The following is a 12,627-nucleotide window of genomic DNA, read 5'->3' on the forward strand; positions in this document are numbered from 1 at the left end:
ATTTCTTCTGGCGATGATGGGGATATAAGCATTCAGTTACAATCCCAGGAGGAATGAAGATGCGAAAAGGTCACGTCAACCAAATCTTATTGATTACAGATGGCTGCTCAAATCACGGGGAAGATCCGCTTGCGATTGCCTCATTGGCAAAGGAACAAGGGATTACAGTCAATGTCATTGGCATTATGGAAGAAAACAGACACGATCATGAAGCAATGAAGGAAGTAGAGGGGATTGCTCTCGCAGGCGGAGGCATCCATCAAGTTGTCTACGTCCAGCAGTTATCTCAAACAGTACAAATGGTCACGAAAAAAGCAATGACACAAACCCTGCAAGGTGTTGTGAATAAAGAATTGCAGCAAATACTTGGCAAAGACACTGAAATTGAAGAGCTTCCACCTGATAAGCGCGGGGAAGTAATGGAGGTTGTCGATGAGTTAGGAGAAACGGTTCACCTTCAAGTACTCGTGCTTGTTGATACAAGTGCAAGTATGAAACCGAAGCTGCCAACCGTCAAAGAGGCACTTATCGACCTTTCCATCAGTTTAAATTCAAGAATTGGAGAAAATCAGTTTGGGATGTGTGTATTTCCCGGGAAAAACTCGGATGCTGAAATTGTGTTGAATTGGACGCCTCGATTCGATTCATTATCATCTATTTTCCCAAAACTGACCACTGGAGGCATCACCCCAACGGGACCAGCGCTTCGGGAAGCACTTCAGCATTTCAAATCAGTTCGTTCACGCAAAGGGCTGCTTGAAGCAGAGGAAGAGCATAATGATGAATTCGGCTTCTAACATCCCCTTAGGCACGGTGATTCAAGGGAAATGGCACCACCATCATTACCGTATTGTAAAAGAGCTTGGAAAAGGGGCGAACGGTGTTGTCTATCTGGCCGAATCGCCACATGGGCAAGCGGCCCTTAAAGTGAGTGATGACAGTATGCTCATTGCATCTGAAGTCAATGTATTAAAATCCTTTTCAAAGGCTCCTGTGAAAACCATGGGGCCTTCTTTTTATGATATGGATGATGCAATTTATCCCGGTATGCCTCAAAAACGCTCCTTTTATGTGATGGAATATGTCAGAGGCCCATTACTGCTTGAATTTGTGAAACAAAAGGGTGATGAGTGGATTGTGGTTTTAATGATTCAGCTTTTATCCAGTCTGGCTCATTTACATCAGGAAGGTTGGATTTTTGGTGATTTAAAGCCGGATAATCTTATTGTTTCTGGTCCCCCTGCCACAATCCGGTGCATTGATGTGGGAGGAACGACGAAAGCGGGCAGGGCAATTAAGGAGTATACCGAGTTTTTTGATCGAGGCTATTGGGGGTTTGGCACAAGAAAAGCTGAACCAACCTATGACTTATTTGCCCTGACCATGGTGATGGTCAACTGTGCGTATAAGAAAGAATTCAAAAAAGGAGCAGAACCAGATAAACAGCTTTATCGAGCCATTGAAGGACATCCTTTATTAAAGCGATATGAAAGGGTGTTAAAGGCTGCTCTACAAGGTAAATATCAATCAGCAGCAGACATGAAAAGTGCGATGCTGAAAGAAGGACAGCTGATTGCATCAAGAAAATCGCGCCAAAAGAAGCAGCAGCAAAAACCTGCGCCAAAACCCGCTGTTAATCAAAATCAACAAGTGACTTCACGATCGCGGGCTGCAGCAGCAAAAAGAACGTCAGCACGCAAAAAATCAGGCGGGCTTTTTGAAACCATTCTTATCGTATGCAGTGTACTCGCCCTTTACTGTGCATATGTGGTTTTGTTCCTGTTGTAGAGCTGTAAAAAAGCAGGCTTCTTCTTTGCTTGGAGCTACTGAAAGTGATAGGATATGTATATCTTTAAATTACCTGCTCTTTGTGAGGAGGAAGTTGTGAATAGAATTGAATCTTTTTTGAAAAAACATGATGTTTACCTTGAAAATACGACAGTCATTGTCGGGGTTTCCGGCGGACCGGATTCTATGCTCTTACTGCATGAACTTAACAAGCACCGCAAAGGTTCCTATCAGCTGATTGCAGCCCATGTAGATCACATGTTCAGAGGAGAAGAGTCCTTTGCTGATTTGGCATTTGTTGAGGCTTACTGTAAGGAGCACGAGATCCCTTTTGAATCGTCCCGCATACAGGTCACCCAATATGCAAAAGAAAACCGCTTAAACAAACAGGCAGCTGCAAGGGAGTGCAGATATGCTTTCTTTCGTCAATTGATGGAGCAATACAACGCTCAATTTATAGCGCTTGCACATCATGGAGACGACCAAGTAGAAACAATGTTGATGAGACTTGCGAGAGGGACTGTTGGTATAGGACTCGCAGGTATCCAAGCAAAACGCCCTTTTCAAAATGGGTGGCTGATTCGTCCGCTCATTGGATACTCTAAGGACGACGTACTAAAAGCTTGTGAAAAAGAACATGTCCCCTATGTCATTGATCAAAGCAATCATACAGATGACTACTTGAGAAACCGGGTAAGAAGACACATTCTTCCCGTGTTAAAAGAAGAGGCACCTCATGTACATGAAAGCTTTCAGTTTGTAAGTGACATGCTGACTGAGGATGAGCAATACTTGCAGGCTTTAACAAAGGAACAAATGAACCAAGTGATAACGAGTCAATCGCCTAAGCAAATTGAGATTAAAACGAAGCCTTTGCTTGACCTGCCTTTGCCTTTACAAAGAAGAGGCATTCAACTAATATTAAACTATCTTTATGAAAACACTCAATCAGCGTTTTCAAACCAGCATATTCTAGGGACTTTAGACTGGTTATCTCATACCGATCAACCGTCTGGATCATTAGATTTGCCAAAAGGTTTACAAGCTGTCAAGTCTTATGATCACTGTATGTTTACCTTTGAGCGATCGCATGTATTAGACCAGTCTTATGCTCTTCACTTAAAGGTTGAGCTCGGAGAAGAGCTTTTTCTCCCAAATGGACAGTCTATCGCCGTATCAAATCATGTTCCGAAGGATGCACGGAACGGAAACCATTTTTTCTTGCTTCAAAAAGATCATGTTCGTCTCCCTTTGATCATTCGCTCACGAAAAAATGGTGATCGAATCAAACTTAAAGGGATGAATGGGTCAAAAAAGGTGAAGGATATATTTATTGATAAAAAAGTGCCTCTTGCAGAAAGAGACAGCTGGCCGATCGTCACTGACTCGGATCATCAAATCATCTGGATCCCAGGTCTGAAAAAATCCGTTTTTGAAGAAATTGATATGACAAACAGCGATCTCATTGTATTACAATATAGACAGCATGAAAATTTGTAGGGGGCAAGCAAAAGCATGAAACAAGATATTGAAAAGATTTTGATCTCAGAAGAAGAGATCCAGCAAAAAGTGAAGGAACTGGGTGCAACATTAACCAGTGATTATGATGGTAAATTTCCCCTGGCTATTGGTGTTTTGAAAGGGGCTCTTCCATTCATGGCAGACCTGATCAAACACATTGATACATATTTAGAACTTGATTTTATGGATGTATCTAGCTACGGAAAGTCTACCGTATCTTCTGGAGAAGTAAAGATCATTAAGGATCTAGATACTTCTGTTGAAGGAAGAGATATTTTGATTATGGAAGATATCATCGACAGTGGGTTAACTTTGAGCTATCTGGTAGAGCTTTTCCGATACCGTAAAGCAAATTCCATTAAAATTGTGACATTGCTTGATAAACCAAGCGGCCGCAAAGCAGACATCAAAGCAGATTATGTTGGATTTGAAGTACCAGATGCATTTGTTGTCGGCTATGGATTGGATTTCGCTGAACGTTACCGAAACCTCCCGTATATTGGAGTGTTAAAACCATCTGTTTACGAAGGCTAATCAGCATACGTATACATGAGGTTATTGGTTGTGTTGGAATGATTTTCTATGATACTATTGAACATAGTTGTGCTTACTGTGGGAGGAGGTAAGGAATGAATCGGGTTTTTCGTAATACGATTTTTTATATACTTATTTTATTACTTGTGATAGGGGTCGTCAGTTGGTTAGGATCCCCAAATCAAAAGCCTGAGAACATGTCTTACAGCAAATTTTCGCAAAATCTAAGTGCGGGAAAAGTGGAGAGTATCTCCATTCAGCCTGTAAGAGGGGTTTATGAAATTCGTGGTCAATTAGATGGCGCGAAGAAAGATCAATACTTCATTACCCATGTTCCAGATGGTCAAGGTGTTGACCAAATTTACAGTGCACTGAAGAATACAGATGTAAAAGTAGAACCAGCACCTGAAACAAATGGATGGCTGCAAGTTCTGACAACCATCATTCCGTTTATCATCATCTTTATCTTGTTCTTCTTCTTATTGAACCAAGCTCAGGGCGGCGGAAGCCGAGTCATGAACTTCGGTAAGAGTAAGGCGAAGCTTTACACAGAAGAGAAGAAACGTGTGAAATTTAAAGATGTTGCCGGTGCAGATGAAGAAAAGCAAGAGCTTGTAGAAGTGGTTGAATTCCTGAAGGACCCACGTAAATTTGCGGAGCTTGGCGCAAGAATCCCTAAAGGGGTTTTACTAGTAGGACCTCCAGGTACAGGTAAAACATTGCTTGCGAGAGCATCTGCGGGAGAAGCAGGCGTTCCTTTCTTCAGTATCAGTGGTTCTGACTTCGTCGAGATGTTCGTCGGTGTCGGTGCATCACGTGTACGTGATTTATTCGAAAATGCGAAAAAGAATGCACCTTGCTTAATCTTTATTGATGAGATTGATGCAGTGGGTCGTCAGCGTGGAGCCGGTCTTGGCGGTGGTCATGACGAGCGTGAACAAACGCTTAACCAGCTTCTTGTTGAAATGGATGGTTTTAGTGCCAACGAAGGTATTATTATCATTGCTGCGACAAACCGTGCAGATATTCTAGACCCTGCATTGCTGCGTCCGGGACGTTTTGACCGTCAAATTACGGTTGACCGCCCAGATGTTATTGGCCGTGAAGAAGTACTGAAAGTTCATGCGAAAAACAAACCGCTTGACGAGTCAGTTAACTTAAAAGCCATTGCAAGCAGAACACCAGGGTTCTCTGGAGCAGATCTTGAGAACTTACTAAACGAAGCAGCACTTGTTGCTGCCCGTCATAACAAAAAGAAAATCGATATGCGTGATATTGACGAAGCGACTGACCGTGTCATCGCTGGGCCGGCGAAGAAAAGCCGTGTCATTTCGAAGAAAGAACGTAATATCGTGGCTTACCATGAAGCAGGTCATACCGTCATTGGTCTTATCCTAGACGAAGCGGACATGGTGCATAAAGTAACGATCGTTCCTCGTGGTCAGGCAGGCGGATATGCGGTCATGCTTCCAAGAGAAGACCGTTATTTCCAAACGAAGCCAGAGCTTCTTGATAAGATTGTCGGCTTGCTCGGCGGTCGTGTTGCAGAGGAAATTACGTTTGGTGAAGTAAGTACAGGCGCTCACAACGACTTCCAGCGTGCAACAGGCATTGCAAGAAGAATGGTCACAGAGTTCGGTATGTCTGATAAACTTGGTCCGCTTCAATTCGGTCAATCACAAGGAGGTCAAGTCTTCCTTGGACGTGATTTCAACAATGAACCGAATTATAGTGAAGCGATCGCTTACGAAATTGACCAAGAAGTTCAGCGTTTCATTAAGGAGAGCTACGAACGTGCGAAACAAATTCTCACTGAGAATAAAGATAAGCTAGAAATCATCGCACAAGCCCTTCTAGAAGTTGAAACATTAGATGCTGAACAAATTAAATCTCTTTACGAAACTGGAAAGCTTCCAGAGCGTGTATACGCAGATGACGAAGAGAAAAACGATGATGTGAAAGTAAACATCAAGAAAAAAGAAGATGAGGAGATCTAATCTCCTTCTGTGAAAGCTGCCGGGATCACCGGCAGCTTTTTTTATTTCGATTCATGAATGGATCGGTTTCGAATTGTTTACAAATGGAACTCAATTCGTGTATGGTATGATAGAAAGTCGAAAAATGCTCTTTTTGAGAAACTATTCAAAGTGGTGATGAAGTTGTTACTCGTGATAGATGTAGGAAACACAAATACCGTTTTAGGTGTTTATCATAATGGCGATCTAAACTACCATTGGCGTATTGAAACAAGCCGTCATAAAACAGAAGACGAATTTGGTATGTCCATCAGGGCTTTATTCGATTATGTGGGGCTGATGTTTGATCAAATAGAAGGGATTATCATCTCGTCTGTGGTCCCGCCAATGATGTTCGCCCTTGAAAGAATGTGCGAAAAGTATTTTCACATAACACCCCAAATTGTAGGGCCTGGAATGAAGACTGGATTAAACATTATGTGTGACAATCCAAAGGAAGTCGGGGCCGATCGAATTGTCAATGCAGTAGCAGCCATTCACCTATATGGGGCACCTCTTATTGTGGTAGACTTTGGAACAGCAACAACCTACTGTTATATCAATGAACAAAAACAATACATGGGTGGAGCGATTGCGCCGGGTATTACCATCTCAACTGAGGCTTTATATACAAGAGCGGCGAAGCTGCCGAGAATTGAGATTGTCCGTCCAGATCACATTGTTGGAAAAAACACCATCAGTGCGATGCAATCCGGCATCCTTTATGGATATGTTGGCCAAGTCGAGGGAATAGTGAAACGGATGAAGCAGCAAGCCAAACAAACACCGAAAGTCATTGCAACAGGCGGTTTGTCTACATTGATTGGAAATGAATCAGACTGTATTGATATTGTCGATCCGTTCCTTACATTAAAAGGACTGCAGCTCATTTATGAACGTAATCGTGTCGGTGTAATATAGGAGGTTTAAATCAAATGGATTACTTAGTTAAAGCGTTAGCATATGACGGAAAAGTCCGCGCATATGCTGCAAACACAACAGATACAATCAACGAAGCACAAAGAAGACATCATACGTGGCCGACTGCATCAGCAGCCATCGGCAGAACGATGACAGCAACAGTCATGATGGGTGCTATGCTGAAAGGTGAGAATAAGCTAACTGTCAAAATAGAAGGCGGTGGACCAATCGGCGCCATTATTGCTGATGGAAATGCAAAAGGCCAGGTACGAGGATATGTCTCAAACCCACAAGTTCACTTTGACTTAAATGAACATGGCAAGCTGGATGTTAGACGTGCAGTCGGAACATCTGGAACGTTAAGTGTTGTCAAAGATATCGGGCTGAAGGACCACTTTACAGGACAAACAGAAATTGTCTCAGGTGAAATTGGAGATGACTTCACTTATTATCTAGTTTCTTCTGAGCAAGTGCCTTCTTCTGTAGGCGTAGGCGTCCTTGTCAATCCAGATAATTCGATTCTCGCCGCAGGCGGTTTCATCATTCAATTGCTGCCTGGTACAGAAGATGCTGTCATTGAAAGACTAGAAAAGCGCCTGTCAACTATTGAACCAATCTCTAAACTCATTGAAAAAGGGATGACACCAGAACAAATATTAGAAGAAGTACTTGGTGAAAAGCCTCAAATTTTAGAAACTGTACCTGTCGAATTTGCTTGTAACTGCTCAAAAGAACGGTTTGCAAATGGCATTATCAGCCTAGGAAAAACCGAAATTGACGATATGATTGAACAAGACGGACAAGCAGAAGCTCAATGCCATTTTTGTAACGAAACGTATGTATTTACAAAAGAAGAGCTAGAGGAGCTGCGTGAAGAATTAACCCGCTAAGCTCTAAGCAGCGGGTTTTCTTTTTAGAATGGAAAGGAGACGAAAGATGAGACTAAAAGCAAGAGTGGTATGGACATTTATTCTCGTGTTGCTCATGATTAATGCCGTTGTCATTGCATATGTATTAACAAAGTCACAAATGTCACAGGCTTCTTCTAACGGGAAGAGTGGTGAAGAAATTGCGTCGATTGGAAAAGAGAAGGTGACGCGTCAAGAATGGCTAAAGAAAATGGAAGACCGCTACGGAAAGGCGACTCTTGAGCAAATGATCAATCAGAAGGTGGTCAATCAGCTTGCCAAGCAAAACAAGCTGGAAGTGTCTTCAAAAGAGATCAATCGTGAATTGCTCATGCTCAAAGCGGTGTCTAATAATTTCTATGAAGATGGACATACAAGTGAGAAGGAATGGAAAGAACAGATTCGTTATCAAATTTTATTAGAGCAGCTTTTAACAAGAGATGCCGTCGTTTCTGAAAAAGAAGCGAAATCGTTTTATGAAAAAAACAAGGACTTATATCAATATGATGATTCATACCGCATTCGCCATATCGTCGTGAAGACAAAGAGCGAGGCTGAAAATGTATTAAAAGATTTAAAAGGTGGGTCTAGCTTCGAAGCCGTGGCAGCTGAACGTTCAATCGACCGTTACACCTCACCATACGGCGGAGATCTTGGATTTGTGACAGAAGAGCAGGAAAGTATCCCAGCCCTATACATACAAGAAGCTCAAAAGCTTCAGCCAGATGAATGGACGAAAGAGCCGATTCAGACCAAAAACGGGTATGCCATTATTCAGTTAAAAGAAAAATTAAATGGCCGCTCTTTCTCCTATGACGAAGTCAAAGACCAGATTAAAAGGCAGATCGCCATGGAAGATCTAGGTGAAAAGGCGAATGTTAAAACCCTGTGGAAAGAAGCAAAAGTCACATGGTTTTACGATGGAGAGCAGGACTAAAAGCATTGACAAAATTTTTTGAAATTGATAATTTAATATTAATACAATAAAATTACTCGGAGATAGAGGTGTTAGTGATGGCTCGTATTGCAAATTCAGTTTTTGAACTAATAGGAAATACACCAGTCGTTAAATTAAACCGTTTAGTAGATGAAGACAGTGCGGATGTCTACTTGAAACTTGAATATATGAACCCGGGCAGCAGTGTCAAAGATCGTATTGCTTTAGCGATGATCGAAGATGCTGAAGCAAAAGGTACATTAAAAGCCGGCGATACGCTTATTGAACCAACAAGCGGAAATACAGGAATCGGCCTTGCAATGGTAGCGGCTGCTAAAGGAATCAATGCAATTTTGGTTATGCCGGACACAATGAGTCAGGAGCGCCGCAACCTTTTACGCGCTTATGGTGCAGAGCTTGTCTTAACACCAGGTGCAGAAGGAATGAAAGGTGCCATCAAAAAAGCGGAAGAATTAGCAGAAGAGCATGGTTACTTCATGCCTCAGCAATTCAGCAACGAAGCCAATGCAGAGATTCACCGTCGTACAACTGGGAAAGAAATCCTTGAACAGTTTGACGGCGAGCTTGATGCATTTATTGCAGGTGTTGGTACGGGCGGTACGATTACAGGTGCTGGTGAAGTCCTAAAAGAAGCCATCCCATCCATCAAGCTTTATGCAGTAGAGCCAACAGATTCTCCTGTATTGTCAGGCGGTAAGCCGGGTCCGCATAAAATTCAAGGAATTGGAGCAGGTTTTGTTCCTTCCATCTTGAACACAGAAATATATGACGGCATCATCCAAGTGAAAAACGAAGATGCATTTGAGCTTGCAAGAAAAGCAGCGAAAGAAGAAGGAATCCTTGGCGGTATTTCTTCTGGAGCAGCTATTTACGCAGCGCTTCAAACAGCGAAGAAGCTTGGTAAAGGGAAAAAGGTTCTGGCCATCATCCCAAGTAATGGTGAGCGTTACCTCAGTACACCTCTTTATCAATTCGATTAAACCAATCACCCCAGCATTTGCTGGGGTTTTTTTATGAATTCTGAAGATGGAAAGCAAATACTATTTTCTAAATAAAATGGATTGCATTACAATAAGGTTAATGAAAATGAAAAAGGATGATAACATGACACAACGCAGGCCGATGGGCATCAAAATTCCTTTTACGAAAGATGCATTTTTGAAAAGATACGAACAATTAACTGCTCGTGAAACACATCATGTGCTTCTTGAAAGTGCGCGCGGCGGTTCTTATAGCATCGCTGGTATTCACCCGATCGCTAAAGCGAAGGGGAAAGATGGAATGACGACTATCCATTATCAAGATGAGGTGCTGTTCAAAGAAGGTGATCCATTCAGAGCGTTTACGGATTGGTTTCAAACCCTTCGCACCGAAACGAACGACGAATACCCCGACTTTCAAGGCGGAGCAATTGGTTTTTTAAGCTACGATTATGCTAGATACATCGAACATTTTAAGATGCTGTCAATTGATGATCTTCAAACACCAGACCTTTATTTCCTCGTATTTAACGATGTTGCAGTTTTTGATCATAAAGAGCACGCGCTGTGGCTGATTACGCACATAGAGGAAACGGAATCAGTGAGTAAAGCGAACCAAAGGCTTGAAGAATGGAAGCAAAAATGGACAAGCTCTTCAGAAGAATCAGCACAATCACCTGTCAGTGAACCTTCCACAGAATTTGTACCAGCAGCACCATTCACTGAAGAAACCTTTGGGGAAGCAGTAGAGAAAATTAAGCAATATATCGCAAACGGTGATGTGTTCCAAGTGAACTTATCCATCAGACAAGATGAACAGCTTCACACTCATCCGTATGATCTATACAAAACGTTACGTCAAATCAATCCATCTCCTTACATGTCTTACCTGCATACGCCTGACTTCCAGATTGTTTGTGGATCTCCAGAGCTGCTTATTAAGAAAAAAGGAGCTCAGCTAGAAACAAGACCAATTGCCGGAACAAGATCACGAGGCAAAGACGACGCTGAGGATCAAGCTCTGGCAAAGGAGCTCATTGAAAATGAAAAAGAACGCGCAGAGCATGTGATGCTCGTTGATCTTGAGCGGAATGACCTTGGACGCGTATCCACTTATGGATCCGTAAAAGTGAACGAATTTATGGCGATTGAGAAATATTCACACGTGATGCATATTGTATCCAATGTACAAGGAGAGCTACGTGATGAATGTGACGCGGTAGATGTTATGAGAGCTGTATTCCCAGGTGGAACGATTACAGGTGCTCCAAAAGTAAGGACGATGGAAATCATAGAAGAACTTGAGCCAACAAGACGTGGGCTTTATACTGGATCTATAGGCTGGTTTGGATTCAATCACGATATGCACTTTAATATCGTCATTCGTACTGCGTATTGTACAGAAGGAAAAGCCTTTATGCAGTCAGGTGCGGGGATCGTCATAGATTCTGTCCCAAAACACGAATATAAAGAATCGATTAAAAAAGCCTATGCAGTGAAAAAAGCATTACAGCTGAGCAAAGAAGAGACTATTTTGAGTTAGAGGTGAGCAGAGTATGATTTTAATGATTGATAATTATGATTCATTTACGTACAACCTGGTCCAGTATTTAGGTGAGCTTGGGGAAGAATTGATCGTGAAACGGAATGATCAAGTAACCATTCAAGAAATTGAAGAGCTCAAGCCGGATTTCCTCATGATTTCTCCAGGGCCATGCAGTCCTGATGAAGCGGGAATTAGTATGGAGGCGATCAAGCACTTTGCAGGAAGTATTCCGATCTTCGGTGTGTGTCTAGGCCACCAATCCATCGCACAAGTCTTTGGCGGGGATGTCGTTCGAGCAGAGCGCTTAATGCACGGTAAAACGTCAGAGATTAAACATGACGGAAAAGGTGTCTTCACAGGACTTCAAAATCCGCTCGTCGCAACGAGATATCATTCATTAATTGTCAAAAATGAGACATTGCCAGAGTGCTTTGACGCAACAGCCAGCACAAAGGAAGGTGAGCTCATGGCGATTCGCCATAAAGAACTGCCGATTGAAAGTGTGCAATTCCATCCTGAATCGATTATGACGTCCTTCGGAAAAGAAATGCTGAAAAATTTCATTGAAACCTATCGTAAAAAGGGGCATGAAGTAAACGCATGATCATTTATCTGAACGGTCAGTATATAGAGGAGAAAGACGCGACTCTTTCTCCTTTTGATCATGGTTTTCTATATGGCATCGGTGTGTTCGAAACATTTACCAGCCTGGCAGGACAAGTCTTCCTGTTAGATTGGCATCTTGAAAGGCTCAATCAATCATTACGTGACCTTTGCATCGAATCCACAATAGAGAAACCATTTGTACTCGACATCATTTATACTTTACTGAATAAAAACCAAATAGCCGGCGGCCATGCGAGAATTCGCTTGAATGTTTCTGCGGGCAGAGGCAATGGGTTTTCTGCAGATCCTTATGAAGAGCCTGTCGTTTTTGTCATGATCTCTCCATTCCGTCCAGAATCTATTTTAGATGAGAAAAAGGGAGTCATTCTTCAAACAAGAAGAAATTCACCAGAAGGGCCAAGGCGCCTCAAGTCTCATCATTATATGAACAACCTGCTCGCGAAAAGAGAAGTGGGGAACGACCCGGCGTTAGAAGGCATCTTTTTAACGAAAGAATATGATGTGGCAGAAGGAATTACCTCGAATGTTTTTTGGCGGAAAGATGATGTGGTCTATACACCGTCACTTGATACAGGCATTTTAAATGGGGTCACTCGTCGATACTGTATGGAAACGCTCCACGCGATGGGGATCTCGCTAAAGGAAGGACGATACCCAGTCTCACATTTGCTCTCAGCTGATGAGGTATGGATGACTAATTCTGTTCAGGGAGTTGTACCTTTCGGGAGTATAGGAGACATCCACTTGCCCAAAAACAGCCGGACCATCTCAACAAAGTTAAGAATGCAATACACAAAAGAACGTCAAGACCATAAAGAGTAGGTGGACA

General features: G+C 42.4%; 11 protein-coding genes and 1 pseudogene. All 12 read left to right on the top strand.

Translation table 11 applies throughout. The features are described 5' to 3' along the window. Positions 1 to 59 precede the first annotated feature (59 nt). The 12 genes and pseudogenes from NSQ76_RS00405 to pabC all read left to right on the top strand — a co-directional run bounded on the left by NSQ76_RS00405 (position 60) and on the right by pabC (position 12,620). Complete coding sequence (locus tag NSQ76_RS00405; protein ID WP_135033213.1) at positions 60 to 797, top strand: vWA domain-containing protein; 738 nt, start codon at positions 60 to 62, stop codon at positions 795 to 797. Continuing rightward, complete coding sequence (locus NSQ76_RS00410; RefSeq protein ID WP_080780839.1) at positions 781 to 1,788, top strand: protein kinase domain-containing protein; 1,008 nt, start codon at positions 781 to 783, stop codon at positions 1,786 to 1,788. Before NSQ76_RS00405 ends, NSQ76_RS00410 begins: the two co-directional genes overlap by 17 nt. A gap of 96 nt (positions 1,789 to 1,884) precedes the next feature. After that, positions 1,885 to 3,307: pseudogene (gene tilS / locus NSQ76_RS00415) on the top strand (tRNA lysidine(34) synthetase TilS). Further along, positions 3,304 to 3,843: a hypoxanthine phosphoribosyltransferase gene (gene hpt, locus NSQ76_RS00420; RefSeq protein ID WP_008357399.1), complete on the top strand. Its 540-nt coding sequence runs from the start codon at positions 3,304 to 3,306 to the stop codon at positions 3,841 to 3,843. The pseudogene tilS and the gene hpt overlap by 4 nt, the downstream one beginning before the upstream one ends. Positions 3,844 to 3,938: 95 nt before the next feature. Beyond that, complete coding sequence (gene ftsH, locus NSQ76_RS00425) at positions 3,939 to 5,840, top strand: ATP-dependent zinc metalloprotease FtsH (RefSeq protein ID WP_024427186.1); 1,902 nt, start codon at positions 3,939 to 3,941, stop codon at positions 5,838 to 5,840. Positions 5,841 to 6,002: 162 nt separating this feature from the next. Then, positions 6,003 to 6,779: a type III pantothenate kinase gene (locus NSQ76_RS00430; RefSeq protein WP_197172555.1), complete on the top strand. Its 777-nt coding sequence runs from the start codon at positions 6,003 to 6,005 to the stop codon at positions 6,777 to 6,779. Between the two features lie 14 nt (positions 6,780 to 6,793). Next, entirely contained in the window at positions 6,794 to 7,669 is an 876-nt protein-coding gene (hslO, locus tag NSQ76_RS00435; RefSeq protein ID WP_044334307.1) for an Hsp33 family molecular chaperone HslO, read from the top strand. Positions 7,670 to 7,715: 46 nt separating this feature from the next. Next, complete coding sequence (locus NSQ76_RS00440; RefSeq protein ID WP_024425654.1) at positions 7,716 to 8,624, top strand: peptidyl-prolyl cis-trans isomerase; 909 nt, start codon at positions 7,716 to 7,718, stop codon at positions 8,622 to 8,624. A 77-nt stretch (positions 8,625 to 8,701) separates the two neighbouring features. Beyond that, positions 8,702 to 9,625: a cysteine synthase A gene (gene cysK / locus NSQ76_RS00445; RefSeq protein WP_087978461.1), complete on the top strand. Its 924-nt coding sequence runs from the start codon at positions 8,702 to 8,704 to the stop codon at positions 9,623 to 9,625. A gap of 124 nt (positions 9,626 to 9,749) precedes the next feature. Beyond that, a complete protein-coding gene (locus tag NSQ76_RS00450; protein ID WP_341051717.1) occupies positions 9,750 to 11,168 on the top strand; it encodes an anthranilate synthase component I family protein in 1,419 nt (472 codons plus the stop codon). Between the two features lie 13 nt (positions 11,169 to 11,181). Then, positions 11,182 to 11,775 (top strand): aminodeoxychorismate/anthranilate synthase component II, encoded by a 594-nt coding sequence (gene pabA / locus NSQ76_RS00455; protein WP_024425656.1) that lies wholly within the window; start codon positions 11,182 to 11,184, stop codon positions 11,773 to 11,775. Further along, positions 11,772 to 12,620, top strand: coding sequence for an aminodeoxychorismate lyase (pabC, locus tag NSQ76_RS00460; RefSeq protein WP_268415296.1), 849 nt, complete (start codon positions 11,772 to 11,774; stop codon positions 12,618 to 12,620). Before pabA ends, pabC begins: the two co-directional genes overlap by 4 nt. Positions 12,621 to 12,627: the final 7 nt, after the last annotated feature.

This window comes from Bacillus sp. FSL M8-0256, assembly GCF_038005765.1.
GTDB classification, from domain to species: Bacteria; Bacillota; Bacilli; order Bacillales; family Bacillaceae; genus Bacillus; species Bacillus safensis.